Origin of the sequence: Mycobacterium sp. (genome assembly GCF_049683355.1) — a bacterium.
In the GTDB taxonomy this organism is placed as follows: Bacteria; Actinomycetota; Actinomycetes; order Mycobacteriales; family Mycobacteriaceae; genus Mycobacterium.
On record NZ_JBAUJB010000079.1, the window covers coordinates 1 to 26,487 of the forward strand.

Genomic DNA, 26,487 nt, shown 5'->3' on the forward strand with positions numbered 1-26,487 from the left:
CCGTGGAGGCGGCCACCCGGATCATCGCCGCCCCGCACTGACCCGTCTCGACGTCCGCAGTTTCGCCGGCGTCAAAACCGGGGTATGCCAGCGCCATCCGCGACCAGGAGGCGTCATGGCCAACAGATCCTCATCCCAGTCCGTACACGGCGTCGCCGACCTGGCCACCGACAGCGATGCCTTCGAGTACATCGCTCGGGCCGGCTTCGCCGCCAGCGGTGTGCTGCACCTGCTGATCGGCTACATCATCCTGCAACTCGCCCTCACCGGCGGCGGCGGAAACGCCGACCAGTCGGGCGCGCTGGCCACCCTGGGCAGCCAGACCGGCGGCAAGGTGATGCTGTGGGCCGCGACGGTCGGCCTGGTGGCTCTGGGCCTGTGGCGCATTGCCGAGGCAGTCGTCGGTTCCCGGCCCGGGGAGCGTTCCGGCTCCGATGACGACAACCCGGCCTGGAAACGTGCCCGGTCTCTGGGCGTGGCCGTCGCGAACTTCGCCATCGCGCTGTCCGCCGCGCGGTTCGCGATGGGCAGTGGCCAGTCCAGCGGCCAGCAGAACGCGGGCATGTCCGCTCAGCTGATGCAGTCGGGATGGGGCAAGGCGGTGCTGATCGTCGTGGGTCTGGCCGTGGTGGCCGTCGGGGGGTATCACGTCTACAAGGGCGTGACGCAGAAGTTCCTCGACGATCTTCGCGTCTCGGGCGGCACCGCGATCGTCGCCACCGGGATCGCCGGGTTCGTCGCCAAAGGCCTGGTGCTCGCCGGCGCCGGACTGCTGGTCATCATCGCCACCCTGCAGGCTGATCCGGCCAAGGCCAGCGGTCTCGACGCCGCGATCACGACCCTGGGGCAGGCGCCGTTCGGCAAGTTCCTGCTGATCGCCGCCGCGCTGGGGATCGCCGCGTTCGGCGTGTACAGCTTCATCCGGAGCCGCTTCGGCCGGATGTGATCGCCTTTTGGGCAGGAACTGAGGTGATGGTATCCTCACTTCGGTAAGCCTCAGCTCAGGTGCTCGGCACCTGTCGCCGAAAGGACTGCCCGGATGCGACCAGCGCCCGAACGGGTGCCTCGGGCCCTGCGATGAGCCCGCTGGTCGCTCACCTGCGCCGCCATGGCCAGAACGTCGCGGTGCTGACCGAGTCGCGGCGGCTCTGCTACGCCGAGCTCGCCGACCTGGTCGCCGCCGCCGCCCGTGACCTGGGCGACCGACGTCGCCTGGTCCTGCTCGAGACAAGAAACGACGTCGACACGCTGGTCCGCTACCTGGGCGCCCTGGCCGGTGATCACGTGGTGATCCCGGTGCCGCCCGGGCGTGACCACAGCGCGGTCATCACCACCTACCAGCCCGATGTGGTCATCGACGCGACGGGCGTCCACCTGCGCCCAGGGGCCGGCCACGACTTGCACGACGATCTCGCCCTGCTGATGTCCACCTCCGGGAGCACCGGTTCCCCGAAACTGGTCCGACTCTCCCGCGCCAACCTGCTCGCCAACGCGTCGGCCATCGCCGAATATCTGCAGATCGACAGCACCGACAGGGCGGCAAGCACGCTGCCGATGTCCTACTGCTACGGCCTGTCGGTCGTCCACAGCCATCTGCTGGTCGGCGCCGCACTCATCCTGACCGAACACTCGGTGGCCGATGACGCGTTCTGGGATCTGTTCCGGCGCCACCGCGGCACCACGTTCGCGGGGGTTCCTTACACCTTCGAACTGCTCGAGAGGGCCGACTTCGCCTCGATGCATCTGCCCCACCTGTGTTACCTGACCCAGGCCGGTGGGCAGATGCCCGCCGATCGGGTGCGCCGGTTCGCCACGCTGGCCGACAGGCAGGGCTGGCAGCTGTTCGTGATGTACGGGTCCACCGAGGCGACCGCGCGAATGGCCTATCTGCCACCGGATCTCGCGCTGCGCCGCGCCTCGGCGATCGGCCGGCCGATCCCGGGGGGCTCGTTCTCGCTCGAGCCCGTCGACGGCTGGCCCGAGGACGGCATCGGCGAGTTGGTGTACCGCGGGCCCAACGTGATGATGGGCTACGCGCACGGTCCCGAGGATCTGCCACTCGGGTCCAGCATGGACGCGCTGCACACCGGCGACATCGCCCGCCGTGGCGGTGACGGATTGTACGAAGTCATCGGCCGCAGAAGCCGTTTCGTGAAGATGTACGGCCTGCGCGTCGACCTCGCACAGGTCGAGATAACCTTGCGTGACAACGGCCTGCGTGCGCTGTGCACCGACAACGGCGAGCAGCTGGCGGTGGTGGCCGCCGGTGAGCACCGGCCGAGAGACCTGCAGCAGCTGGCCGCCGCTGCGGCGGGTATTCCCGCGGGCGCCGTGGCCGCCGCGTCCGTGCGGGAGCTGCCGATGCTGGCGTCGGGCAAGCCCGACTACCCGGCGGCGCGTGCCCTGGTCTCCGACACCAGCGCCACGGCCCCGCAGCAGCACGCGGACCTACGGGCGCTCTTCGCCGAAGTGCTCCACCTCGACCCCGCCGACATCGACCCCGACGCAAGTTTCGTCGACCTCGGCGGCAACTCGCTGTCCTACGTGGCCATGTCGGTGCGGCTGGAACGTGCACTCGGCCAACTTCCGGCGCAGTGGCAGCGGCTGTCGCTGCGTGAACTCGAAGCACAGCCCGCGCCGCCACACCGGTGGTGGCGATCGTGGGGCAGCACCTTGGAGACCAGCGTCGCGCTGCGCGCGGTCGCGATCCTGCTCATCGTCGGCTCACACGCCGAAGTCTTCGAACTCTGGGGCGGCGCCCACATCCTTCTTGGCGTCGCCGGCTACAACTTCGGCCGGTTCTGTCTGACGCCGCTCCCCCAGAACGACCGGATCCGCCATCTGGGCAACACGATCGCCTGGGTCGCGGTGCCGTCGGTGCTGTGGATCGCGATCGCCCTGGTGATCACCGATGACTACCATCCGACGAATCTGTTGTTGGCCAACAAGTTCGTCGGCCCGTCCGACAGCATGACCGCGGGACGGCTGTGGTTCGTCGAGGTACTGGTGTGGACACTGGTCGCGCTCACGGTGCTGTTCTGGTTGCCGGCGGTGGATCGCCTCGAGCGTCGGCATTCGTTCACGCTGGCGACCGCATTCCTGGTGGGCGGCGTCGTCCTGCTGCGGTTCGACGTGCTGGGCCTGGGGATCGGCCGGGACGCATGGTTCACCGTGCTGGCCTTCTGGTTCTTCGCGGCGGGCTGGGCGGCGGCGAAGGCGACGACGATCCCACAGCGCGTCCTGGTGTCAATCGTGTTGGCGGTAGGCGTGCACGGTTACTTCGGCAGCACCCTGCGCGAGACCCTGGTGCTCGTCGGACTCGCCCTGCTGATCTGGGTGCCCGTGATGCGTTGCCCATCGGTGCTGGCGGCCGTCGCGGGCGTGGTCGCGGAGGCCTCGCTGTACACCTACCTGACCCACTACCAGGTCTATCCGCTGTTCGGCAGCTATCGGGTCCTCGGTGTCGTCGCATCGATCGCCGTCGGCGTCGCGATCACCGCAGCGGTGACCCTGCTGCGCATACGGCTCGCCGAACGCAGGGTCAGCGCGCCGGATCCGGCACAGGCTCCCGCGCTGCGATCAGGCCCTCCTGAACCAGGGTCGCGGCGATGACGCCGTCGCTGCCGATGAGGCTCGCGGTGACGACCCCGCGGCCGCGCCCGGCCGCGGGTGAGCGGCATTCCAGCAGATTCCACTGATCTGCGGTGATCCCGCAGTGAAACCAGGCCGAGGAATCGGTGGTTCCGCTGCGGTGGCTTCTCGACCGCATCGAGTGCCCGTGCACCTGCAGCGCCGGATCGATCAGGTAGACATCGGTGACATAGACCGCGATCAGGGTGTGCACCAGAGGCTCGGCGGGAAGCGGCACCGTCGCCCGCCACCACAACCGGCGCACGAACTGCCCGTCGGACGTGTCGTCGACGACCCTGATATCCAGTTCTTCCAGCGGCATCGACGGCGCGGGACCGGCGGGGCCGGTACGGGGCAGCGTCTGCGGGTCCTCCGGCATGGACCCGCGCAGGCCGTGTTCGGGCCCGGGCATCGCGGCGGCGAACGACATGGTCGCCGTGGCCAGTAGCCGCCCGTCCTGCAGTGCGTCGACCCTTCTGCAGGCCGCGGTGCGGCCGTCGAACACCCGATCCACCCGATAGTCGACGGGAGCTCCCGCGTCTCCCCCGCGCAGGAACTGCAGGTGCAGGTTCGTCGGCGACCTTTCCGCGTTGACCGTCCGAGACGCCGCGGCCAGGGACTGAGCCACCAACTGGCCGCCGTAGGCCCGTTTTCCGGCGGGGCCACTGCCCCGGCCCTGCCAGGTGTCCCCGGATCCGGCGGTCACATTCAGCAGATCCAACAGGGTGCTCATCGCGGACCTGCCACGGTGCCGGATCGGACCAGCTCCTCGATTTCCTCGGCGGACAGTGCCAGGTGATCGCCGAGGACCGCGGCGGTGTCGTCGCCGAGCGCGGGCGCGGGCACCGCCGCCGGGTAGGCACCGTCGATCGACACCGGCAGTCCCGGCGCCAGATAGCGACCCACCCGCGGCTGGTCGACTTCGGTGAACATCGGGTTGGCGGTGACCCTTTCGTCTGTGGCGGTCTCGGCGAAGGTCCGGTAGCGCTCCCACAACACCGACGTCGTCGCGAGCGCGGCGCTAATGTCCTCTGCGGACCGGGCGGCGAACCATTCGGCGAACAGCGCACTCAGCGCACCACGGTGCCGGTATCTCTCACCCTCGTCGGAGAAGTCCGCGTTCTGTGATTCGGCCAGCGCCACAACGGCTTCGGTGGTGTCGGTCAGCGCCGTCAGGTCGCGGAAGTGCCGGCCGGTGAGCGCTACGACCATGAAACCGACACCGTCGGCACTGGTGAAGTTCTGTCCGTAGGTGCCGTAGACGGCGTTGCCGATCCGTTCGCGGGAGGTGCCGTTGACCATCGCCTCGGTCAACAGGCTGAGGTTGCCTGCCGTCGCCAACGCCACGTTCTCCAGCGGGATGCTGATGCGCTGGCCGTGACCGGTCGCATCGCGCTGACGCAGCGCGGTGACCACCGACAGCGCGGCGTACAACCCGCAGGTGACATCCCACGCCGGCAGCACGTGGTTGACGGGTGTGGCCAGGTCGGCCGGCCCCGTGACCAACGGGAAACCGATAGCGGCGTTGACGGTGTAATCGACGCCGGTGCCACCGTCGGCACGTCCCGACACCTCCACATGGATCAGGTCAGGCCGCAGCTCTGTCAGAGTTTCGTAGGAATGCCAGTGTCGGCCGGCAACATTGGTGATGAACACGCCGCTGTCGGCGATCAGCCGGGCGACCAACTGCTGCCCCTCCTCGGAGCGCATGTCGACCGCCAGCGAGCGCTTGCCCTTGTTGAGCCCGGCCCAGTAGATGCTCTCGCCACCCTCGGTGAGCGGCCAGCGGCGATAGTCGGCCGCGCCGCCGATCGGGTCGACACGGATCACCTCGGCACCGAGCTGGGTCAACGTCATCCCGGCGAGGGGCACCGCGACGAAGCTGGAGATCTCGACGATCCGTACCCCGGCAAGCGGGCGGGACGGGTCGGACGTAGCGGTCATCGGGTCAAGCTATCAAGAGCGCTCAGATCAACTCGATCGCGTCGTTGATGGACTGCAGAACCCGACTGGGACGGAACGGATACTTCTCGACCTCGTCGAGGTTGGTGGACCCCGTCAGCACCAGGATGGTCTCCAGACCCGCCTCGATGCCGGCGACGATGTCGGTGTCCATCCGGTCGCCCACCATCACGGTGTTCTCCGAGTGCGCCTCGATCCGGTTCATCGCGCTGCGGAACATCATCGGATTCGGTTTACCGACGAAGTAGGGCTCGCGTCCGGTCGCCTTCGTGATCATCGCCGCAACAGAACCGGTGGCCGGCAGCGGCCCCTCGGTCGAAGGTCCGGTGACGTCGGGATTCGTCGCGATGAAACGGGCGCCGCCCAGGATGAGGCGGACAGCCTTGGTGATCGCCTCGAACGAGTAGGTGCGGGTCTCACCGAGCACCACGAAATCGGGCGCGACGTCGGTCAGGGTGTAGCCGGCCTCGTGCAGGGCCGTGGTCAGACCGGCCTCCCCGATGACGTAGGCGGAGCCGCCGGGCAGTTGGTCGCCCAGGAACGTCGCGGTCGCCAATGCCGAGGTCCAGATCGATTCCTCCCGAACGGACAGCCCGGCGCGCATCAGCCGCGCCGCGAGGTCACGGGGGGTGAAGATGGAGTTGTTGGTCAGTACCAGGAAGGGCCGCTCACGGTCGACCAGGCGCTGCAGGAACTCCGCGGCCCCGGGGAGCGCGTGTTCCTCGCGGACGAGCACGCCGTCCATGTCGGTGAGCCAGGACCGCGGGGTAGACGTCACCTTGTCAGTGTGTCAGCTGTGGCAAGCGGGCCCTCCGTCACCGGATTGCGACGAGCAGCAGGGCCCGCCGCCGCACCTCGATGTCCGGGACCGGCTCGCGTCGGTCCTGTCAGCTCAGCGGCCAGGCAGCCATTGCATCGCCTTGACGAACGGCGGCATGACCTTCGCCCACACCTTCGGCGGAAGTCCGCGCGGGCCGCCCAGATTGAGAACACGGGTGGTGGCGATGGTCTGCGGCTCGGTGTACTTGAGAAGCCCCTCGGGACCGTGACGGCGGCCCATCCCCGACACCCCCATGCCACCCATCGGCGCGCCGGTGCTGCCCCAGGTCGGGGCGTAGCCCTCATCGACGTTGACCGTACCCGCGTGAATCCGGGCGGCGATCTCCTCGCCCTCACGCTTGTTGGCTGCCCACACGCTGGCGTTCAGCCCGTACTCGGTGTCGTTGGCGCGGGCGACGGCCTCATCGACGTTCGCCACCGGGTAGATCGAGACCAGCGGCCCGAACGTTTCCTCGCGATAGCACTCGGCGTCCTCGGGGACGTTCGTCAGCACGGTCGGTTCGAAGAACAAGGGCCCCAGATCGGGGCGCGCCTTGCCGCCCGCCACGACCTTCGCGCCCTTCACGACCGCGTCGTCGACGTGACTCGAGACGGCCTTCACCTGCTCCTCGGAGATCAGGCTGCCCATCTCGATGCCGAATTCGTAGCCACCGCGCAGCGTCATTCTGCGGACCCGGTCACCGAACACCCGGATGAAGTCCTCGGCGATCGACTGCTCGACGTAGATGCGCTCGATCGAGATGCACAGCTGCCCGGAATTCGCGAAGCAGGCGCGCACGGCGGCGTCGGCGACCTCGCGCAGGTTGGCACCCGCTGCCACGATCATCGGGTTCTTGCCACCGAGTTCGGCCGAGAACCCGATCAGCCGGCGACCGGCCTGCTCGGCCAGCAGTTGCCCGGTAGCGGTCGATCCGGTGAACATCAGGTACTCGGTGTTCTCCACCAGCGCCGTGCCGACGACGGAGCCTTGCCCGGGCACCACGGCGAACAGGTCGCGCGGCAGTCCGGCTTCGTACAGCAGTTCCACGCACGCCAGCGCGCAGTACGGCGTCTGACTATCGGGCTTGAGTACCACCGCATTTCCGGCGAGCAGCGCAGCGATGGCATCCGACACTGCGAGCGTCATGGGGTAGTTCCACGGTGCGATCACTCCGACGACGCCCTTGGGCTGGTAGCGCACCACGGTCTTGGTGAGACCCGGCAGCATGCCCGTCACCCGCTGCGGACGCAGAAGCTTCGGGGCCACGCGCGCGTAGTGGCGCGCCGTCATCGCGATGTCGAGGATCTCCTCCTGCGCGGCGTTGCGTGACTTGCCGGTCTCGGCCTGCGCCATGTCCATCAGCGGATCGAGGTTCTTCAGCACCAGGTCGCGGTAGCGGTGGAACACCGCGGCCCGCTCGCCGACCGAACGCGCCACCCACTCCCGCTGCGCCACCCGGGCACGGGCGATGGCGTCCAGCGCGTCCCGCGCGGTGCCCACCGGGATGGTCGTCAGTTCTCTGCCGGTGAAGACCTCGACAACCGGCCGGGTGGGGCGGTCGGACGCATCGGGAATGGCGATCAGGTCGGCCAGACGCGAGAACGTGGCGGCGGACGGTGCGGGCATTATGCCTCCTCCGGGCGGTGGATCCTAGTGTTCGGCAGTCCCTCAGATCTACCCGACGAATCGGGTCGGCAACCGTGCGGTGCCGGTGACGTGGGCACCGACCGCCAGCGGTCCGGCGCTACTCGGGCAGCCGCAACTCCGGCTTCTCGACCTCTTCGATGTTGACGTCTTTGAACGTGATCACCCGGACCTGTTTGACGAACCGCGCGGGCCGGTACATGTCCCAGACCCAGGCGTCGGCCAGCCGCAGTTCGAAGTAGACCTCGCCGTCGGCGTTGTGCGGCACCATCTCGACGCTGTTGGCCAGGTAGAACCGCCGCTCGGTCTCCACGACGTAGCTGAACTGTCCGACGATGTCCTTGTACTCGCGGTAGAGCGAGAGCTCCATCTCGGTTTCGTACTTTTCGAGATCCTCGGCACTCATCTGCTCAACTGTCCTTCATGTAGGTCGGAGTCCACAGGACCCACTGGCCCAATCTTCCCGCACGTGAGTTCTGCATGCTCCCCGGGTTCCCCGTCAGCGCCGACTGTCACCAGGCGCCGCACATTGATGAACGAGTACCGGTGCTGTCTGGACGGGCCGAGGCTGGCCAGCGCCGCGGAGTGGGCACGGGTGCTGTAGCCCTTGTGCTCGGCGAAGCCGTAGCCGGGATGCTCCTGCTCCATGGCCACCATGAGCCGGTCGCGGCTGACCTTGGCCAGCACGCTCGCCGCGGCAATGCAGGCCGCGGCGGCGTCACCGCCCACCACCGGCAGTGACGGTGTCGGCAGCCCCGGCACCCGGAATCCGTCGGAGAGCACATACCCCGGCCGCACCGGCAGACCCGCCACCGCCCGTCGCATCCCTTCGATGTTGGCGACGTGCACCCCGCGGCGGTCCACCTCCACCGACGGGATGAAGACCACGTGATAGGCCAGGGCATACCGACGGATGAGCGGGAACAGCCGCTCCCGTTCGGTTTCGTTCAGCCTCTTGGAATCGTCGAGCGCCGCAAGACTTTCCAACCGGTTGGGGCCCAGCACACACGCCGCCACCACCAGCGGACCGGCGCAGGCACCCCGACCGACCTCGTCGACCCCGGCCACCGGACCCAGGCCGGCACGGTACAGCGCGGATTCCAGGGTGCGAAGGCCAGACGATTTGCGGATCACCACTCTCGGTGGCCAGGCAGCGCGCAAGTGTGGGGGCCTCCCGTCAGCTCTCAGCTGGATTCTTGGGGGTCCACCGAGCTCACACCGCCCCACCGTGACGGCGGCCAGGCGATGAACCGCGCCTTGCCGACGATGTTGTCCACCGGGATCGTCCCGGCAACGGGGTCACCGGTGCACAGCAGACCACGTTGCGCGTCCTCGGGTCGGTTACTGCAATGGGTGCGGGAGTCCGCCGAGTGGGTGCGGTTGTCGCCCATCACCCACACCCGGTCCTCGGGCACCGTGACCGGTCCGAACTCGTTGCCCAGGCACGGGTACACCGCGGGGTCGGCCATCATGGTGTCCGGACTGAGGTAGGGCTCGTCGAGCGGTTCCCCGTTGACGGTGAGGCCGGTGTCGGCGCGGCACGCAACCGTCTGTCCTCCGACCGCGATGATCCGCTTCACCAGGTTGTTCTCGTCGGGTGGGACGAACCCGACCACTGCGAGCGCATTCTGCAACCAGCGGATCGCGGTGTTGTCCGACCGGATCGACTGGTAGCCGATGCTCCAGTTGGGCGGCCCCTTGAACACGACGACGTCCCCGGGCTCGGGTTCGGTGAACCGATAGGTCATCTTGTCGACCATGATGCGGTCGCCGACACAACCGGGACACCCGTGCAGCGTGGGTTCCATCGACTCCGACGGGATGAGGTACGGCCGGGCGATGAACGTCAGCATCACGTAGTACAGAACCACCGCGATGGTGATCAGCAGGGCCGCCTCGCGCACCGCGCCGCGCTTCTTCTTCGACGGTTCCTGCTCCTCGTCGGCGGCTGCAGCGGCCGGATCTGCGGTACCGAGCGTGCGCTCGGACGACAGGTCGTCGGGTTCGGGTCGGCCGTCTGAGGGTCCGGTCACGAGATCAGCGTAGCCAGCGCGCCGAAGGTTTCGGCGCGACCCGGCAGGTCAGCGCTTTTCCTTGATCTTCGCCTTCTTGCCGCGCAGCTCACGCAGGTAGTAGAGCTTGGCGCGACGCACGTCACCGCGGGTGACGATGTCGATGTGGTCGATGTTGGGCGAATGCACCGGGAAGGTCCGCTCGACGCCGACGCCGTAGCTTTCCTTGCGCACCGTGAAGGTCTCGCGGACGCCACCGCCCTGGCGGCGCAGCACGACGCCCTTGAAGACCTGGATGCGCTCCTTGGAGCCCTCGATGACCTTCACGTGGACGTTGATGGTGTCGCCGGGGCCGAAATCCGGGACGTCGTCGCGCAACGACGACTGGTCGACGAAATCCAGGGTGTTCATCGGAGACACTTCCTTGCTGTTCGGGCTGCTGGCGACGTCGCGGGGGACGCGCGCAGAGCCGATGGGTGATTCGGACGTCTGGGGCAGTCGTGCGGCGGTTCCGGCCGTGCACAGACAACTGCCCAATTGTGCCAGACGAACTCCGATTCCCCGAAATCGGCGTGCCCGCGCTCGCAGGGTGGTGCAGCGCACATCGGCGCCCAGGCGTGGTCGTTTTTACAAGGCTACCCTGGGAAAACGGGTATACAGCCCCGACAACGCGGGATCGGCTCTGCAGTTTCAGCGGAGAATGACGGAGGGCACAGATGCGAAGGCGGTCATCGCGGCTGGTCACCGAGTTGACGGCAGTGGTGGCGGCGGCCGTTGTCATCGCCGGGTGTGAGGCCCAGGTGCACGGGTCACCCCCTGCGCCGTCGGGCCCGCAGCGGACGGTGGTCGCTCCGCTGGGCACCATGGCCCCGCTGCCCGAAGCCCCGCCGGACGCGCCCAGCGCCGGCTTCGCCGGGTTGGCGGACCGCCAACGGCTGGCCACCGACGAGGCGGCCGCGGCCGGCGCCGAGATCACCGCGGCGGTGCTCGACCGCAATACCGGCCAGTTGCTGACCAACGGCAACGGCATGACGATCGCCATCGCCTCGGTGGTCAAGCTGTTCATCGCAGACGACCTGCTGTTGCAGGTCTCGCGCGGTGAGACCACGCTGTCGCCGGAGGATCGGCAGTCGCTCGACGTGATGTTGCGGTCCTCCGACGACAGCGCTGCGGAAGTCTTCTGGAACCGCAGCGGGGGCAGCGCGATCATCAATCGCGTGGTCGCCCGCTACGGGCTGGGAGCGACCCGTCCGCCCGGCAACGGCCGGTGGTTCAACACCATCAGCACCGCCACCGATGTGGTGCGCTACTACGACATGCTGCTGGCGGGCACCGGCGGACTGCCGCCCGAGCAGGCCGACATCATCCTGTCCGACCTGGCGGCGTCGACACCCACGGCGCCCGACGGGATGGTCCCCGGCGGCATCTACCCGCAGCGGTTCGGCATCCCCGAGGGGCTGTTCGCCGAACCGGTGGCCGTCAAGCAGGGTTGGATGTGCTGCATCGGCGCCGACTGGATGCACCTGTCCACCGGTGTCGTCGGCTCCGAGCGCCGCTACGTGATGGTCATCGGGTCGATGCAGGCAGCCGACGACGACACCGCACGGCAGACCATCACGCAGGCCGTGAGGACGATGTTCCCCGAGGGCCGCATCTAGTCCAGCAGATCCGGCCGGCGTTCGCGGGTCCGCTCGAGCCCCTGCTCGTGGCGCCAGGCGGCGATTCGCGCGTGATCGCCCGAGAGCAACACGTCCGGGACATCGAGTCCACGCCAGCTCGCCGGCCTGGTGTAGCTGGGGCCTTCCAGGAGGCCTCCGACCAGGTCAGAATGTGAGTCGTCGCGATGGGACTCGGGATTGCCGAGCACATCGGGCAGCAGGCGCACCATCGCCTCGATCATCACCAATGCCGCCGATTCACCCCCGGGCAGGACGTAATCGCCGATGGAGACCTCCTCGACCCGCATCCGGCGCGCAGCGTCCTGTGCGACACGTTGGTCGATCCCCTCGTAGCGCCCGCAGGCGAACACCAGATGTTCCTCACCGCTCCAGCGCGCGGCATCGACTTGGGTGAACAGTCGGCCCGCCGGCGTCGGAATCACCAGAAGAGTGTTCTCCGAACAGATCTCATCGAGCGCCGCACCCCACACCGGCGCCTTCATCACCATTCCCGGGCCCCCGCCATAGGGCGAGTCGTCGACGGACCGATGGACGTCGTGGGTCCAGTCCCGCAGGTCGTGCACGGCAAGTCGGACCACCCCGGCCTCGATGGCCCGGCCCGGCAGAGACTGCCGCAGCGGTTCGAGGTACGCAGGAAAGATGCTCACCACATCAATACGCACCGCGCGCCTCACTCGAGGTCGGCAAGATCGAGCAATCCATCGGGCGGATCGATCTCGACCACGCTGTCGGCAAGCGACACCGTGGGCACGATCGCACTCACGAAGGGGATCAGGATCTCCCGGCCCTCAGCGGATCTGACGCTGAGCAGCTCACCGGCCGCGGTGTGCAACACCTCGGTGATCGTGCCGACATCCTCGCCGGTAACGGTCCGCACCCGCAGCCCCTCGAGCTGATGGTCGTAGAATTCGTCGGCTTCGGTGATCGGGGGCAGATCGTCGGAGTCGACGAGAAACAGCGTGCCGCGCATCGCCTCGGCGGCATCGCGGCTGCGGACTCCGTCCAGCCGCACGAGCAGCCGCCCGGAGTGTTCGCGAACCGATTCGATGGTGTAGTCGCGTTCGGAACCACCGCGGGAAGCGCGCCCCCGCAACGTCTCACCGGGCGCGAACCGGCCGTCGGGGTCGTCGGTGCGGACATCGACGACGATCTCACCGGTGACGCCGTGCGCCTTCGCCACGCGCCCGACGACCAGCTCCATGGGCGATGCCTACTGGTCGGTGTCCACCACGTCGACGCGGATACCCCGGCCACCGATACCGGCCACCAAGGTGCGCAACGCGGTAGCAGTGCGTCCCCCACGCCCGATGACCTTGCCGAGGTCTTCGGGATGGACGTGCACCTCGACCGTGCGGCCGCGGCGGTTGGTCACCATGTCGACCCGGACGTCATCGGGATTGTCGACGATCCCGCGGACCAGATGCTCGACGGCGTCGACGACGACTGAACTCACCGGCGTGCTCAGCTCTCGCTGGGAGCGTCAGCGGTCTCGGCCGCGTCGGCGGTCTCGGTATCGGCCTTCTCTGCGGCAGGCTTGTCGTCGGCCTTCTCGTCCGCCTTCTCAGCGGCCGGCTCGGTCTTCTTGGCCGGCGCCTTCTTCTTCTTGGGCTGGGTGGCCTCGCCGGTCGGAGCGCCATCGGCCTCGGCGAGCGCGGCGTTGAACAGGTCGAGCTTGCTGGTCTTGGGCTCCTTGACCTTCAGCGTGCCCTCAGCGCCGGGCAGGCCCTTGAACTTCTGCCAGTCGCCGGTGATCTTGAGCAGTTGCAGGACGGGCTCGGTGGGCTGGGCACCCACGCCGAGCCAGTACTGGGCGCGTTCCGAATCGATCTCGATGAGGCTCGGGTTTTCCTTCGGGTGGTACCGGCCGATGACCTCGATGGCGCGACCGTCGCGACGGTTGCGTGCGTCGGCGACCGAGATGCGGTACTGGGGATTGCGAATTTTGCCGAAACGGGCGAGCTTGATCTTGACAGCCATGGTGGTGCGAATTCTCCTGTGATTGCCACGTTGGCAATTCAAGCGACGCGGGCGGGCTGCCCGGTCCGGTTTTGCCTTACGTGTGTGACCGCCCCGGGGCCGGAGTCCCGAGGCAGACAGCCGCTCATTGTGCCAGAGCCCGCTGCGCAGGACGAAATCCGGCGTCGGCCACCGGCGCAGCACCTGTGCGAGGCGCCTTTGCGAACCTTTACAAACTATGCAGCCAGTGTCACCCTCGGCCCATGGATGACGCCGCCGTTCTACTGGAGATCGAGTCGATCAAGCAGCTCAAGGCCCGCTACTGCCGGTACCTGGACACCAAGGACTGGGACTCGTAGCGGACCATCTTCACCGACGACTTCCGCAGTGACACGGTCGGCGCAGGTGGCAAGGTCATCGTCGGCGCCGATCCGTTCGTCGCGTTCACCCGCCGCAGCCTCGGCGACCGGGCCACGGTGCATCAGGTGCACGCACCGGAGATCGAGCTGACCTCGGCGACGCCCGCGCATGCCGTGTGGGCGCTGGAGGACGTCGTCCGGCTGGCGCCCCGCCCGGGGTGAACCTGCGCGGATACGGCCACTACGACAAGACCTACCAGAAGATCGACGGGCGTTGGTTCATCACCAGCTCCACGCTGACTCGGCTGCGGGAGGACGTCTTCAACGTGGTGTTCTCCCTGTACATCTTCGACCGGATCAAGAAGGTGGCGGGCAGCGTGGCGCGTCGAGTGGCCCGCTGAGCCGGTCACAGGATCTTGTCGAAGCACTTCTCCTCGACGCGCCTGCTCATCCGCCAGCCCTGCGCGGTCCGGACGAACTCGTCGACGTACCAGATGCCGACAAAATAGATCTGTTGCTGGCCCCCACCCATCACCATCGGGTTGAAGCAGATCGCCCGCGAGGTCGCGGTGTCGCCGGTGACGCGCACATCGACGTTGCCCAGCATGTGGTAGTACGCCGGGAAGTTCGGCAGCACCTCAGAGAGCCACGCCTTGACCTCGGGGAACGGCCCGTCGATGCCCCCGGCGGCCCGGTAGTCGATGTAGGCGTCGGAGGTGAACACCGCGTCGAGGTCGTCGAAGCGTCGCTGGTCGATCGCCGTGGAGTAGTCGATCAGCAGCTGCTGGATTTCCAAACGGTCCGAGATCTCCTCGAGGCTCAACATGGATTGATTGAACACGATGGTCGACCGGGATTAGGCTCACCCGACATGACAAGGCTTCTCACGTCCCTCGCGGTCACCCTGGCCCTGGTCGTGGGAACCCTCGGCCCCTTCGGCCCGACCGCGGCGGCCGTGCCCGCGACCGGGGTCATCCAGCCGGCGGGGTCGACGCCGATCCCCGACGGGCCGGCCCAGGCGTGGCTGGTGGCGGACATGGACACCGGCGCGGTGCTCGCGGCCCGCGACGAACACGGCCAGTACGCCCCGGCGAGCACCATCAAGGTGTTGCTCGCGCTGACGGTGCTCGACGAGTTGCCGCTCGACGCGACGATCGTCGCCAACGAAGCCGACACCCGGGTGGAGTGCAACTGCGCGGGCGTGGCCCCGGGAAAGACTTACACCACCCGGCAGCTGCTGGAGGCTCTGCTGCTGGTGTCGGGCAACGACGCCGCCAACACGCTGGCCACGATGCTCGGCGGTCACGACGTCGCGGTGATGAAGATGAACGGCAAGGCTGCGCTGGTGGGCGCCTACGGAACCAACGCCGGGTCACCGTCGGGGATCGACGGACCTGGCATCGACATGTGGTCCTCGCCGCACGATCTGGCGGTGATCTTCCGGGCTGCGATGGCCAACCCCGTCTTCGCCCAGATCACCGCGATGCCCACCGCCGTCTTCCCCACCAAGACCGGCGACAAGGTGCTGGTGAACCAGGACCAACTACTGCAGCGCTATCCGGGCACCTTCGGCGGCAAGACCGGTTACACCGACCTCGCCCGCAAGACATTCGTCGGCGGCGCCCAACGCAACGGCAAGCGGCTGGTGGTCGCGCTGATGTTCGGGCTCGACAAGGAGGGGGCGCCCAGCTACTGGGATCAGGCCGCCAGCCTGCTCGACTGGGGCTTCGCGCTGGAACCGAACGCGGGTGTCAGCCGGCTCTGACCGGTCGACTCGATACCCGATGGAGACCTGATCGCGCGCTCGGCGAGTCCTGGCGCCACTAGCCTCACCTGCTGTGCGACGAAGTTTCGCGGGGCTGGCGCTCGCCCTCAGCGTGGTCCTGCCTGCCGCGATGACGGCCGGCGCACCCACCGCGGCGGCCCAGCCCGACCCAGCGCCGGCTGCTGCGCAAGCGCTTCCGGACGGTCCCGCCAAGGCCTGGCTGGTCGCCGACCTCGACACCGGCCGGGTGCTGGCCAGCCGGGATCCCTACGGCACCTACGCCCCGGCCAGCACGATCAAGGTGCTGCTCGCCACGGTGGTGCTCGACCACCTCCGGCCCGACAACTTCGCCCGGGCCAACGCCTCCCACACCAACGTCGAGTGCTCCTGCGTAGGGCTCGAACCCGGGCAGGCCTACACCACCCGCCAGCTCGTCGAGGCGATTCTGATGGTGTCGGGCAACGACGCGGCCAACATGCTGGCCGACATGCTCGGCGGCAAGCAGGTGGCGCTGGCCGCGATGAACCGCAAAGCCGCCCTGGTCGGCGCACGCAGCACCAAGGCGTCGTCACCGTCGGGACTGGACGGCCCCGGCTGGGAGTCGGTGACCACGCCACACGATCTCGCGGTCATCATGCGCGCGGCCCTGAAGTATCCGTTGATCGCCCAGATCATGCGGCAACCGTCGGCACAGTTCCCCGGCAAGACGATCACCAACCAGAACGAGCTGCTCACCCGCTACCCGGGCGACCTCGGCGGCAAGACCGGCTACACCAACCTGGCCCGCAAGACCTACGTCGGCGCCGCCCAACGCGGCAACCGGCGCCTGGTGGTGGTGCAGATGTTCGGCGACGGCGACCTCTACGGGCAGGCGACCAGGCTGCTGGACTGGGGATTCTCCCAGCCCTAGCCACCCGCCGCGGAATAGCACTCCGGGTCGTGATCGCGGCCCCGATCACGACCCTGGCTTCACACTCGGCGCCTCAGTGGACGGTGCCGCGGAGGACCACCAGCGTCGGGGCGCCCAGCACCGCCGCGCCCCTGCGCGGGTCGTCGGCGTAGCAGACCAGATCGGCCGACGCTCCGTGGGCAAGCCCGGGGCGGCCCAGCCACTGCCGGGCGTCCCAGCAGGCGGCACCCAGTGCTTCGGTCGAGGTCATACCGATGCCCTTGAGCGCGTCGACCTCGTCACCGATGCGGCCGTGGGCGACGGCGCTGCCGGCGTCGGTGCCGGCGTAGATGGGCACACCGGCCTCGCGCGCCGCACCGATCCTGGCCGCACAACTCTGGTGCAGCGCACGCATATGGCGTTCGTAGCGCGGGTACTTGCTGGCGGCCGACGCGATGTCGGGGAAGTTCTCGATGTTGATCAGCGTGGGCACCAGCGCGGTGCCGTGCTCGACCATCAGGTCCACGGTGTCCTCGGTGAGCCCGGTGCCGTGCTCGATGCAGTCGATACCGGCCTTGATCAGCCCCGGCAGCGCGTCCTCGCTGAACACGTGGGCCGTCACCCGCGCGCCGTTGGCATGAGCGGCCTCGATGGCGGCCTTGAGCACGTCGTCGGGCCACAGCGGCGCCAGGTCCCCGATATCGCGGTCGATCCAGTCCCCCACCAGCTTGACCCAGCCGTCACCCCACCGGGCCTGCGCTGCCACCGCGTCGGGCAACTGCCACTGGTCCTCCAACTCGATCGCGAACCCGCGCTGGTAGCGCTTGGGCCGCGCGAGATGGCGACCGGCGCGGATGATGCGCGGCAGGTCGGCTCGGTCGTCGAAGCCTCGGGTGTCGGTGGGTGACCCGGCGTCCCGCAGCAGCAGCGCCCCGGCGGCGCGCTCGGTTTCGGCCTGCGCGACGGCCTCGTCCATCTCGATGGGTCCGTGCTGGCCGAGCCCGACGTGGCAGTGCGCGTCGACCAGGCCGGGAAGAATCCACCCGGCATCCCCGTCAGCTCCGAACACCGTCTCGGCGCCGGTCACCGGTTCGGCGCTGAGCCGGCCATCGACGATCCACCACTCGACGGGCTCACCGTCGGGCAACCCGCGTCCCCGGACGTGCAGGGGCATCAGTTCTTGGGGAACTTCAGCTTCGACAGATCGATGTCGGCCAGGCCCGGTGGGAGCTCGTCGAGCCCCTTGGGCATGTTCGACAGATCGGGGAAGCCGGCTGGCATGCCCGCGCCGAGCGGATTGCGCGTCTTCGGGGGTGTCGGGCCGGCGCCCGATTTGCGCCCCTTCTTGCCCTTCTGCTTGTTCTTGCCCTTGGCGGCCTTGCGAGTGTTCTTGCGGCCGAACGGCATCCCCATCTGGCCGGCCATCTGGGACATCATCTTGCGCGCCTCGAAGAAGCGGTCGACGAGCTGGTTGACCTCCGAAACCGTCACCCCGGAGCCGTTGGCGATACGCAGCCGGCGCGAGGCATTGATGATCTTCGGGTCGGCGCGCTCGGCCGGGGTCATCCCGCGGATGATGGCCTGCACCCGGTCGAGCTGGTTGTCGTCGACGGCGGCCAGCGCGTCCTTCATCTGGCCGGCGCCCGGCAGCATGCCCAGCAAGTTGCCGATGGGCCCCATCTTGCGGATCGCCAGCATCTGCTCGAGGAAATCCTCGAGCGTGAGCTCGCCGCTGCCGATCTTGGCGGCCGTCGCCTCTGCCTGCTCGGCGTCGAAGTGCTGTTCTGCCTGCTCGATGAGCGACAGCACGTCACCCATGCCCAGAATGCGCCCTGCCATCCGGTCGGGATGGAAGACGTCGAAGTCTTCGAGCTTCTCACCGCTCGACGCGAACAGGATCGGCACGCCGGTGACCTCGCGCACCGACAATGCGGCGCCGCCGCGCGCGTCGCCGTCGAGCTTGGTCAGCACGACGCCGGTGAACCCGACGCCCTCGCGGAACGCATCGGCGGTGGTCACGGCGTCCTGGCCGATCATCGCGTCGAGGACGAAGAGGGTTTCGTCGGGCGTGACGGCATCGCGGATGGCCGCGGCCTGCCCCATCAGTTCCTCGTCGATGCCGAGGCGACCCGCGGTGTCGACGATGACGACGTCGTAGTGCTTGGCCCGCGCCTCGGCCAGACCCCCCGACGCCACGGCCACCGGGTCGCCGGTTTTCATCTGCTCGATCGTGGCGCCGTCGGGCGAGACACCGGGATGCGGCGCGAACACGTGCACACCCGCCCGTTCACCGACGATCTGAAGCTGATTGACCGCACCGGGGCGTTGCAGGTCGCAGGCCACCAGCAGGGGTGTATGCCCTTGGCCCTTAAGCCATTTCGCGAGCTTTCCGGCCAGCGTGGTCTTACCCGAGCCTTGCAGGCCCGCCAGCATGATCACCGTCGGAGGGGTCTTGGCGAAGGACAGCTGCCGGGTCTGGCCGCCGAGGATGCCGACGAGTTCCTCGTTGACGATCTTGACGACCTGCTGGGCCGGGTTCAGCGCAGCCGAGACCTCCGCGCCCTTGGCGCGGTCCTTGATACGGGCGACGAACTCGCGCACCACCGGCAGCGACACGTCGGCTTCCAGCAGCGCCAGCCTGATCTCGCGGCTGGTCGCATCGATATCGGCGTCGGTGAGCCGACCCTTCCCGCGCAGGCCAGAGAGCGCGCCGGTCAACCGGTCGGACAGGGATTCAAACACGAGGCCAGACTACTTGGCGTCCGGCTAGCTGGCTTCCTCCACCTGCTTGGGCGGCGGCGCCGGCAGCACCGCATACAGCTCTCGCTCCAGTGTCTGGCGGAGCCTGTTCTCCGTACCGTCCGCTGACAGCACCACCCCGAACACATCCACCACCGACGATCCCAGCGTCGTCACCTTGGCCCAGGCGATGTCCGCCCCGGCACGTTCGAACACCGCCGTCAGCACGGCCAGTAGCCCCGCTCGATCGGTGGCCCGGATCTCCGCGACGAGTTGCCCCGGGCCGGCCCCGGCATGCCAGATCACCCGCGGAGGCGCGGCCGGTGCGTTGACCGGCACGGCGGCCCGGACCTCCCCCGCGCGGCCCGCTTGCGAGCTGTCGGCACCGCGCAACTCCAGCGCACCCAGAACGTCGAGCTCCCCATCGATGGCGAGGATCAGCTGCTGGCGCAGCAGCTCCGCCGCCGGCGGGGTACCGAAATGCGGGGACACCACGAAGGTGTTGATCGCTGAGCCGTGGTGCGAATTCACCGACGCGGAGTGCACCCTCAACTTGTTGAGAGCCAGGACGCCGGCCGCCTTGGACAGCAGGCCCCGTCGATCCGGCACGATCATCGTGACGCTGTAGATGTGCGGGTTGTCCGCGCGGGTCATCTCGACATGCACGCCCTCGTCGGCGGCCATCGAAAGAAAGCGCGGGTCAACGGGATCGGGCGCGGGCAGACTCTCGCCGGCCATCACCAACCGGCAGCGCCGGACCAGGTCGCCGAGCAGTGAGGCCTTCCAGTCACCCCACACGCCCGGGCCGGTGGCCAGTGAGTCCGCCTCGGCGAGAACGTGCAAGAGCTCCAACACCACCGGATCTCCGCCGAGGGCATCGACCACGGCGGCGATGGTCTTGGGGTCCTGCAGATCCCGCCTGGTGGCGGTCTGCGGCAGCAGCAGATGATGGCGCACGACCTTGGACAAGATGTCGACATCGGAGGGCCACAGCCCCAGCCGGTTGCCGATCTGGGTGGCCAGCTCGGCCCCGATGTCGCTGTGATCCCCACCCCGGCCCTTGCCGATGTCGTGCACCAGGGCGCCGAGCACGAGTAGATCGGGCCGCGACACTCTGGTGGTGAAACCGCTTGCTCGGGCAACGGTTTCGACCAGATGACGGTCCACGGTCCAGATGTGCACGACATCGCGTGGCGGCAGGTCGCGAACTGCACCCCATTCGGGGAACAGCCGGCCCCACAGCCCGGTGCGGTCGAGCGATTCGATCGTTCCCACCACGGACGGACCTGCGGCGAGCATCACCAGCAGGTCTTTGAGCGCCTGACTCGCCCAGGGGCTGCGCAGCTCCGGCGCGTTCTCCACCAGGCGACTCAGGGTGGACGCCGCCATCGGCAGACCGGTGGTCGCCGACGCGGCAGCCACCCGCAGTATCAGGCCCGGATCACGCGCCGGGCGGGCATCGCGGGCCAGGATCACCTCGCCGTTGAACTCGACCACACCTTCGTCGATCGGCCGGCGTACCGGACGCCGCAGCGCGGCAAGCCCGCGGCGGGGCAAGGAGTTTCCCGCCGTGCGGATACCCGCGTCGACGTAGTAGCTGACGGTGCGTGCGGCGTCGGACAGCATCCGGGCCAGATCGAACCGGTCGCCGACACGAAGCAGGGCGCCGATCTCGTCGGCATGCTGAGCCAGCAGCAGTTCACGGCCGCGTCCGGCGACGCGATGCAACTCGGTACGGACGTTGAGCAGCGACAGGTGGGCCTCACCGAGGGTTTCGGTCGGCGATGCCAGCGACCGGCTCGGGTACACGTCGGCCAACTGCGCGATGGCCAGCGCGTTGAGCAGCTGGACATCGCGCAGACCACCCCTGCCGCACTTGAGGTCCGGCTCTGCGCGGTGGGCGATCTGGCCGCTGCGCTGCCATCGCGCCCTGGTGTGCTCGACCAGTTCGTCGAAACGCGACGCAATCCCGGTGCGCCATTGGCTGCGCGCGCCGCTGATCAGCAACGATGACAGGTCGGCGTCGCCGGCGATGTGGCGCGCCTCGAGCATCGCCAGGCCGGCGGAGATGTCCTCGCCGCCGACCTTGAGCGCCTGGGGCACCGTGCGGACACTATGGTCGAGGCGAATGTTGGCGTCCCACAGCGGATACCACAACAGTTCGGCCACTTCCCCGACGGCGTCGGTGGGCATGTCGTCGTGCAACAGCATCAGATCCAGATCGGAGTACGGCAGGATCTCACCCCTGCCCAGGCCCCCGGTCGCGACGATGGCGAAGCCACTCGTCGGGGTGATGCCGATCTCGGTGGCCTTGGAGGCCAGCCAGAAATCGTAGAGATCCAACAGCGCATTGCGCAGCGCGGCCGAGTCCAGCTGACGTGGTCCACCGGCCAGCAGCTGTTGGGCGGCGGCGACCAGATCGGTTGCGGGACGCAAAGAACCCGCCGCCGGGCGCACCCAGCGAGGGGCTCCGGCGGCGGGGTCTTGTCTGTGTCCTGTCATGAGTTGTCCTCTCCGGCACTGACCGGTCTAGCGCTCTTCCGGTGCAATGCCGGGAAACGACGGCTCATTCCACGCTGTGTCAGAGGGCGTCGGCCCCCCGCTCACCCGTGCGCACCCGAACCACGGTGTCGACCGGACTGACCCACACCTTTCCGTCACCGATCTTTCCGGTGCGCGCAGCCTGGACGATGACATCCACCACCTTGTCCACGGCGGCGTCGTCGACGACGACCTCGACGCGCACCTTGGGCACGAAGTCCACCGAGTACTCGGCGCCTCGGTAGACCTCGGTGTGCCCCTTCTGGCGGCCGTAACCCTGAACCTCGCTGACCGTCATGCCGAGTATGCCCGTCTGTTCGAGCCCGGTCTTCACATCCTCCAGCGTGAACGGCTTGACGATCGCAGTAATCAGCTTCATGTAGTCGATCCCTTCCGATGAAATTGTCGCCGATCAGGCGAGCTCGTAAGCCGTTTCGGCGTGTTCGGTTTCATCGATACCAGTGTCCTCGTCCTCCTGGGACACTCGCCAGCCCAGAGGCTTGACGATGAACGCGATGATCACGGTCATGATGCCGGTGAAGACGACTGCCACCAGTGCGATGACGACCTGCACGACGAGCTGCTCGATGCCACCACCGTAGAACAGACCGGTATCCAGGGCCAGGAACCCGATTCCGATGGTGCCCCACAGCCCGGCGACCAGGTGGACGCCGACGACGTCGAGCGAATCGTCGTAACCGAACTTGTACTTCAGCCCGATGGCGAGTGCGGAGAGCACACCGGCGATCGCACCGAGGATCAACGAACCGATCGCGCTGAGCGAACCACAGGCGGGAGTAATCGCAACCAGACCGGCGACGACACCCGAGGCGGCGCCGACGCTGGTCGCGTGGCCGTCACGGATACGTTCCACCAGCAACCACGCCAGCATTGCGGCCGCGGTTGCAGCGGTGGTGTTCACCCACACCACACCGGCGAGCATGTCCGCCGCACCTTCGGAGCCGACGTTGAAGCCGAACCAGCCGAACCACAGGATGGCAGCGCCGAGCAACACGAACGGCACGTTGTGTGGGCGGAAAGCGGACTTGCCAAAGCCGGCGCGCTTGCCGAGCAGGATCGCCAACACGAGGGCTGCCATACCGGCGTTGATGTGCACCACTGTGCCACCGGCGAAGTCGATCGGTGCGACGTTGGCGGCACCTTCGTCATCCACGCCGAACAGTTTGGCCGCGATGCCCGACTCCGAGGCCGACAGCAGGCCGCCGCCCCAGACCATGTGCGACAGAGGGAAATACACCAGGGTTACCCAGATGCCGCCGAACAGCAGCCAGGTGCCGAACTTCATCCGCTCCGCCACCGCCCCGCTGATCAGGGCGACGGTGATCACCGCGAAGGTGAGTTGGAAGGCCACCCAGACGATGGCGGGCACCGTCCCGAATCCACCGAGCACAAAGGTGTCGACACCGCCGATCTCGCGCACCTCGGACAACTGGCTCAGACCGAAGAGTGAGAACGGATTGTCGAAGATCCCGAGAATGTCGCTGTTCCCGGTGTGCGCCGAGGCGAACGACATCGAATAGCCCCACAACACATAGATGACGCTGACGACTCCGAGGGAGCCGAACGACATCATCATCATGTTGAGGACGGACTTCTGTCGGGACAGACCGCCGTAGAAGAACGCCAGGCCCGGTGTCATGAACAACACCAGCGCGGCGGATGTGAGCACCCATGCCGTGTCACCGGCGCTCAGGCCCTCAGGCCCGAACGGCAGAAACATGTCGTCCGGTATGGCTAGGGCCACATCATGCAAGCCAACCACTTTGTGTGAACCTCCTTGGGGATGACAGCCGACAGGATCGGCCTCGCAAAGAGACTGTTCGGCCCGCGTTTCACCTGTGATTCTGTTGTGTTTCGGCTGCGTGAACTGACACACTCAAGTGGTTACGCTCGTGTTTCGAAGACCAAGATCGGCAAAAAGCCTTGAGCCGTGACACAATTACCGGCTCGTATCCGCACCGCCGGGCGTTTCGTGCGACCGCTACCCCAGAAGCGCGTCGACGAACGCGGCCGGCTCGAACGGCGCGAGGTCGTCGGGCCCCTCGCCGAGCCCGACGAGCTTGACCGGCACTCCGAGCTCCTGCTGGACGCGGAAGACAATGCCGCCCTTGGCTGTGCCGTCCAGCTTGGTCAGGACGACGCCGGTGATGTCGACCACCTCGGCGAAGACGCGGGCCTGCGGCAGGCTGTTCTGCCCGATCGTCGCATCCAGGACCAGCAGGACCTCGTCGACGACGGCGCGCCGCCCGACCACCCGTTTCACCTTGCCCAGCTCGTCCATCAACCCGGTCTTGGTGTGCAGGCGGCCGGCGGTGTCGATCACCACGACGTCGGCGCCCGAGGTGATCCCGATGTCGACGGCATCGAACGCCACCGACGCCGGATCGGCGCCTTCGGGGCCGCGCACCACCTGTGCACCGACCCGCGAGGCCCATGCCTGCAGCTGATCGGCTGCCGCGGCGCGGAACGTGTCCGCCGCGGCGAGCACGACGCGCCGGCCGTCGGCGACCAGCACCCGGGCCAGCTTGCCGACCGTGGTGGTCTTGCCTGTCCCGTTGACCCCGACGACCAACAGCACCGACGGCTTGTCGTCGTGCGGGAGCGCCCGGATCGAGCGGTCCATGTCGGGTTGCAGCGCCGAGATCAGCACCTCGCGCAGCACCGCCCTGGCATCGGCCTCGGTGCGCACCCGGCTGCTGGCCATCTTCGACCGCAACGCGGTGACGACCGACTCGGTGACGACGGGGCCGAGGTCGGCGATCAGCAGTGTGTCCTCGACTTCCTCCCACGAGTCCTCGTCGAGGTCGCCGCCACCCAGCAGGCCCAGCATGCTCTTGCCGAGGGTGTTCTGCGACTTCGCGAGCCGGCCCCGCAGCCGATCCAGCCGTCCTTCGGTGGGCGCGATGTCGTCGATGACGGATGCGGTGTCGACCGGCGCGGGCTGGTCGACGGCAACCTCGGGAGCCTCGGGAGCCTCGGCGGGGGCCGGCGGTGGCACCTGCGCCGCTGGGGGCTCGGGCAACGTGACGTCGGAGATCGGACGCTTGGGCGCGTCGCGTGGGATGGTGGCGTCATCGCCGACCGCAGGTGAGCCGGTGGTGTCGATGGGGGCGGGGTGCTCCGGAGCAGCAGTGCCTGGCTCCTCCCGTGGGACCGGCGGCGCCTTGGCGGGGGCCGAGCCGGTGAACGTGATGCCCGAGGATGCGCTGTAACCGCCCGAGCGGTCGACTGGGGTGGCGGTGTCCGGTGCCTTGAGGCTGATCCGACGTCGGCGGTAGCGGAGCAGGCCGACAACGAGCGCAGCGACCAGCAGAACAGCGATGACCGCGATCGCGATCCAGAGACCCTCAGACACCACGCCATTGTCGCAGGGGAGGTAATCGGTGCTTCCGGACCCCGGCGGTCAGGACGTACTGGCGACGAGTTCCTGGCCGCGCATCCGCTGCGAGATCACCGTGGTGATGCCGTCGTTGCGCATCGTCACGCCGTAGAGCGCGTCGGCGATCTCCATCGTCGGCTTCTGGTGGGTGATGACGATGAGCTGGGACACTTCGCGGAGTTGCTCGAACAGGCTGATCAACCGGCGCAGGTTGACGTCGTCGAGGGCGGCTTCGACCTCGTCCATCACATAGAACGGCGACGGTCGGGCCCGGAAGATCGCCACCAGCATCGCCACCGCCGTCAGCGACTTCTCCCCGCCGGACAGCAGCGAGAGCCGCTTGATCTTCTTTCCCGGCGGCCGGGCCTCGACCTCGATGCCGGTGGTCAGCATGTCGTCGGGGTCGGTCAGCAGCAGCCTGCCCTCACCGCCGGGGAACAGCGTCGGAAACACCTGGGCGAACTCACGTTCGACGTCGGCATACGCCTCGGCGAACACCTGGAGGATGCGGCCGTCGACATCGGCAATCACGTCGAGGAGGTCCTTGCGGGCCGCCTTGACGTCCTCGAACTGGGTGGACAGGAAGTTGTAGCGCTCCTCCAGCGCGGCGAACTCCTCCAGGGCGAGCGGGTTGACCCTGCCCAGTTCGGTGAGCTCACGTTCGGCGCGTTTGGCTCGCCGCTCCTGGGTGGCCCGGTCGAACGGCATGGGCGCCGGCGCGGTGACCTGCTCGCCGCGTTCGCGCGCCTGCTCGTACTCAGCCATCTCCAGCTCCGTCGGAGGCAACGCGACGCTGGGCCCGTATTCGGCGACCAGGTCGGCCACTGCCATTCCGAACTGCTCGAGCACCTGCTGCTCGAGTTGTTCGATACGCAGTGCCGCTTGGGCTTTGGCCACCTCGTCGCGGTGCAGAGAATCGGTGAGCGTGGTGATCCGGGCCGTGAGTTCGTTGACCTCCTCGCGCGTCTTCGTCAGCGCGGCGGCCCGGACCTGACGCTCGGCGGCCACCTCGTCGCGAATCCTCGACGCGACGCCCACGGCCGCACTCAGCCGCGCGGCGACCGACCGTCCGGACTCGGCAACGGCGGCCG

The 26,487-nt window shown here is 68.1% G+C and carries 25 protein-coding genes and 1 pseudogene; 6 read left to right on the forward strand and 20 right to left on the reverse strand.

Annotated features, from left to right (window positions below):
• The first annotated feature begins 115 nt into the window (after positions 1-115).
• Positions 116-946, forward strand: coding sequence for a DUF1206 domain-containing protein (locus tag WA944_RS04850; protein ID WP_526372016.1), 831 nt, complete (start codon positions 116-118; stop codon positions 944-946).
• Positions 947-1,077: 131 nt separating this feature from the next.
• Entirely contained in the window at positions 1,078-3,612 is a 2,535-nt protein-coding gene (locus tag WA944_RS04855) for a non-ribosomal peptide synthetase (RefSeq protein WP_526646461.1), read from the forward strand.
• On the opposite strand, the gene WA944_RS04860 is transcribed toward WA944_RS04855, so the two are convergent.
• The 8 genes from WA944_RS04860 to rplS form a co-directional block, all read right to left on the reverse strand.
• Positions 3,542-4,363, reverse strand: a complete 822-nt coding sequence (locus tag WA944_RS04860) for an acyl-CoA thioesterase (protein WP_526372020.1) — start codon at positions 4,361-4,363, stop codon at positions 3,542-3,544. The two genes, WA944_RS04855 and WA944_RS04860, sit on opposite strands and share 71 nt — an antisense overlap.
• Positions 4,360-5,574: a CoA transferase gene (locus WA944_RS04865; protein WP_526372022.1), complete on the reverse strand. Its 1,215-nt coding sequence runs from the start codon at positions 5,572-5,574 to the stop codon at positions 4,360-4,362. The genes WA944_RS04860 and WA944_RS04865 overlap by 4 nt, the downstream gene beginning before the upstream one ends.
• A gap of 22 nt (positions 5,575-5,596) precedes the next feature.
• Positions 5,597-6,337, reverse strand: a complete 741-nt coding sequence (locus tag WA944_RS04870) for an HAD-IIA family hydrolase (RefSeq protein ID WP_526372026.1) — start codon at positions 6,335-6,337, stop codon at positions 5,597-5,599.
• A 147-nt stretch (positions 6,338-6,484) separates the two neighbouring features.
• Complete coding sequence (locus WA944_RS04875; RefSeq protein ID WP_526372024.1) at positions 6,485-8,038, reverse strand: succinic semialdehyde dehydrogenase; 1,554 nt, start codon at positions 8,036-8,038, stop codon at positions 6,485-6,487.
• A 118-nt stretch (positions 8,039-8,156) separates the two neighbouring features.
• Positions 8,157-8,462: a DUF2469 domain-containing protein gene (locus WA944_RS04880; RefSeq protein ID WP_137148053.1), complete on the reverse strand. Its 306-nt coding sequence runs from the start codon at positions 8,460-8,462 to the stop codon at positions 8,157-8,159.
• Complete coding sequence (locus tag WA944_RS04885; protein WP_526372693.1) at positions 8,459-9,217, reverse strand: ribonuclease HII; 759 nt, start codon at positions 9,215-9,217, stop codon at positions 8,459-8,461. The genes WA944_RS04880 and WA944_RS04885 overlap by 4 nt, the downstream gene beginning before the upstream one ends.
• 23 nt (positions 9,218-9,240) lie before the next feature.
• A complete protein-coding gene (gene lepB / locus WA944_RS04890) occupies positions 9,241-10,089 on the reverse strand; it encodes a signal peptidase I (RefSeq protein ID WP_526372694.1) in 849 nt (282 codons plus the stop codon).
• Between the two features lie 48 nt (positions 10,090-10,137).
• Positions 10,138-10,479 (reverse strand): 50S ribosomal protein L19, encoded by a 342-nt coding sequence (gene rplS, locus WA944_RS04895; RefSeq protein WP_163889450.1) that lies wholly within the window; start codon positions 10,477-10,479, stop codon positions 10,138-10,140.
• Positions 10,480-10,784: 305 nt separating this feature from the next.
• Here rplS and WA944_RS04900 point away from each other — a divergent pair, with 305 nt between their 5' ends.
• Positions 10,785-11,726 carry a serine hydrolase gene (locus tag WA944_RS04900; RefSeq protein WP_526646463.1) on the forward strand — a complete coding sequence of 314 codons (942 nt, stop codon included), beginning with the start codon at positions 10,785-10,787 and terminating at the stop codon, positions 11,724-11,726.
• Here WA944_RS04900 and trmD read toward each other — a convergent pair.
• From trmD to rpsP, 4 genes are read right to left on the reverse strand one after another with little or no spacing between them, the layout of a single operon-like run.
• Positions 11,723-12,409, reverse strand: coding sequence for a tRNA (guanosine(37)-N1)-methyltransferase TrmD (gene trmD / locus WA944_RS04905; protein ID WP_526370170.1), 687 nt, complete (start codon positions 12,407-12,409; stop codon positions 11,723-11,725). The two genes, WA944_RS04900 and trmD, sit on opposite strands and share 4 nt — an antisense overlap.
• 8 nt (positions 12,410-12,417) lie before the next feature.
• Positions 12,418-12,948 (reverse strand): ribosome maturation factor RimM, encoded by a 531-nt coding sequence (gene rimM, locus WA944_RS04910; protein ID WP_526370172.1) that lies wholly within the window; start codon positions 12,946-12,948, stop codon positions 12,418-12,420.
• Positions 12,949-12,957: 9 nt separating this feature from the next.
• Positions 12,958-13,200 carry an RNA-binding protein gene (locus WA944_RS04915; protein WP_005148848.1) on the reverse strand — a complete coding sequence of 81 codons (243 nt, stop codon included), beginning with the start codon at positions 13,198-13,200 and terminating at the stop codon, positions 12,958-12,960.
• 8 nt (positions 13,201-13,208) lie between these two features.
• Positions 13,209-13,724, reverse strand: a complete 516-nt coding sequence (gene rpsP / locus WA944_RS04920; RefSeq protein ID WP_526370174.1) for a 30S ribosomal protein S16 — start codon at positions 13,722-13,724, stop codon at positions 13,209-13,211.
• Between the two features lie 242 nt (positions 13,725-13,966).
• Here rpsP and WA944_RS04925 point away from each other — a divergent pair.
• Positions 13,967-14,463: pseudogene (locus tag WA944_RS04925) on the forward strand (nuclear transport factor 2 family protein).
• Between the two features lie 5 nt (positions 14,464-14,468).
• Here WA944_RS04925 and WA944_RS04930 read toward each other — a convergent pair.
• Positions 14,469-14,888 carry a nuclear transport factor 2 family protein gene (locus tag WA944_RS04930; RefSeq protein ID WP_526372393.1) on the reverse strand — a complete coding sequence of 140 codons (420 nt, stop codon included), beginning with the start codon at positions 14,886-14,888 and terminating at the stop codon, positions 14,469-14,471.
• A 45-nt stretch (positions 14,889-14,933) separates the two neighbouring features.
• Here WA944_RS04930 and WA944_RS04935 point away from each other — a divergent pair, with 45 nt between their 5' ends.
• Both WA944_RS04935 and WA944_RS04940 read left to right on the forward strand, forming a co-directional pair.
• Positions 14,934-15,827, forward strand: coding sequence for a D-alanyl-D-alanine carboxypeptidase family protein (locus WA944_RS04935; RefSeq protein WP_526372394.1), 894 nt, complete (start codon positions 14,934-14,936; stop codon positions 15,825-15,827).
• 73 nt (positions 15,828-15,900) lie between these two features.
• Complete coding sequence (locus tag WA944_RS04940) at positions 15,901-16,737, forward strand: D-alanyl-D-alanine carboxypeptidase (protein WP_526610831.1); 837 nt, start codon at positions 15,901-15,903, stop codon at positions 16,735-16,737.
• A gap of 73 nt (positions 16,738-16,810) precedes the next feature.
• On the opposite strand, the gene WA944_RS04945 is transcribed toward WA944_RS04940, so the two are convergent.
• The 7 genes from WA944_RS04945 to WA944_RS04975 form a co-directional block, all read right to left on the reverse strand.
• Positions 16,811-17,890: an amidohydrolase family protein gene (locus WA944_RS04945; RefSeq protein ID WP_526610834.1), complete on the reverse strand. Its 1,080-nt coding sequence runs from the start codon at positions 17,888-17,890 to the stop codon at positions 16,811-16,813.
• On the reverse strand, positions 17,890-19,458 hold the full coding sequence (ffh, locus tag WA944_RS04950) for a signal recognition particle protein (RefSeq protein WP_526610836.1): 1,569 nt from the start codon (positions 19,456-19,458) through the stop codon (positions 17,890-17,892). The genes WA944_RS04945 and ffh overlap by 1 nt, the downstream gene beginning before the upstream one ends.
• Positions 19,459-19,482: 24 nt before the next feature.
• On the reverse strand, positions 19,483-21,957 hold the full coding sequence (locus tag WA944_RS04955) for a [protein-PII] uridylyltransferase (protein WP_526370924.1): 2,475 nt from the start codon (positions 21,955-21,957) through the stop codon (positions 19,483-19,485).
• A gap of 79 nt (positions 21,958-22,036) precedes the next feature.
• Positions 22,037-22,375, reverse strand: coding sequence for a P-II family nitrogen regulator (locus WA944_RS04960; RefSeq protein ID WP_163889424.1), 339 nt, complete (start codon positions 22,373-22,375; stop codon positions 22,037-22,039).
• A 33-nt stretch (positions 22,376-22,408) separates the two neighbouring features.
• A complete protein-coding gene (locus WA944_RS04965) occupies positions 22,409-23,761 on the reverse strand; it encodes an ammonium transporter (protein ID WP_526371574.1) in 1,353 nt (450 codons plus the stop codon).
• 237 nt (positions 23,762-23,998) lie between these two features.
• Positions 23,999-25,372, reverse strand: a complete 1,374-nt coding sequence (ftsY, locus tag WA944_RS04970; protein ID WP_526371570.1) for a signal recognition particle-docking protein FtsY — start codon at positions 25,370-25,372, stop codon at positions 23,999-24,001.
• Between the two features lie 48 nt (positions 25,373-25,420).
• Positions 25,421-26,487, reverse strand: a 1,067-nt coding sequence (locus WA944_RS04975) for an AAA family ATPase (protein ID WP_526646465.1), incomplete at its 5' end; no start/stop codon positions are given.

Bases quoted from the DNA above. Each gene is read 5' to 3' on its own strand.
- WA944_RS04900 (WP_526646463.1), top strand. From the start codon at position 10,785: ATGCGAAGGCGGTCATCGCGGCTGGTCACCGAGTTGACGGCAGTGGTG.
- rimM (WP_526370172.1), bottom strand. From the start codon at position 12,948: ATGGAGCTGGTCGTCGGGCGCGTGGCGAAGGCGCACGGCGTCACCGGT.
- WA944_RS04860 (WP_526372020.1), bottom strand. From the start codon at position 4,363: ATGAGCACCCTGTTGGATCTGCTGAATGTGACCGCCGGATCCGGGGAC.
- WA944_RS04865 (WP_526372022.1), bottom strand. From the start codon at position 5,574: ATGACCGCTACGTCCGACCCGTCCCGCCCGCTTGCCGGGGTACGGATC.
- WA944_RS04930 (WP_526372393.1), bottom strand. From the start codon at position 14,888: ATGTTGAGCCTCGAGGAGATCTCGGACCGTTTGGAAATCCAGCAGCTG.
- WA944_RS04870 (WP_526372026.1), bottom strand. From the start codon at position 6,337: ATGGACGGCGTGCTCGTCCGCGAGGAACACGCGCTCCCCGGGGCCGCG.
- WA944_RS04955 (WP_526370924.1), bottom strand. From the start codon at position 21,957: ATGACAGGACACAGACAAGACCCCGCCGCCGGAGCCCCTCGCTGGGTG.
- WA944_RS04850 (WP_526372016.1), top strand. From the start codon at position 116: ATGGCCAACAGATCCTCATCCCAGTCCGTACACGGCGTCGCCGACCTG.
- WA944_RS04880 (WP_137148053.1), bottom strand. From the start codon at position 8,462: ATGAGTGCCGAGGATCTCGAAAAGTACGAAACCGAGATGGAGCTCTCG.
- rplS (WP_163889450.1), bottom strand. From the start codon at position 10,479: ATGAACACCCTGGATTTCGTCGACCAGTCGTCGTTGCGCGACGACGTC.
- WA944_RS04960 (WP_163889424.1), bottom strand. From the start codon at position 22,375: ATGAAGCTGATTACTGCGATCGTCAAGCCGTTCACGCTGGAGGATGTG.
- WA944_RS04855 (WP_526646461.1), top strand. From the start codon at position 1,078: ATGAGCCCGCTGGTCGCTCACCTGCGCCGCCATGGCCAGAACGTCGCG.
- rpsP (WP_526370174.1), bottom strand. From the start codon at position 13,724: ATGGCTGTCAAGATCAAGCTCGCCCGTTTCGGCAAAATTCGCAATCCC.
- WA944_RS04945 (WP_526610834.1), bottom strand. From the start codon at position 17,890: ATGCCCCTGCACGTCCGGGGACGCGGGTTGCCCGACGGTGAGCCCGTC.
- WA944_RS04935 (WP_526372394.1), top strand. From the start codon at position 14,934: ATGACAAGGCTTCTCACGTCCCTCGCGGTCACCCTGGCCCTGGTCGTG.
- WA944_RS04875 (WP_526372024.1), bottom strand. From the start codon at position 8,038: ATGCCCGCACCGTCCGCCGCCACGTTCTCGCGTCTGGCCGACCTGATC.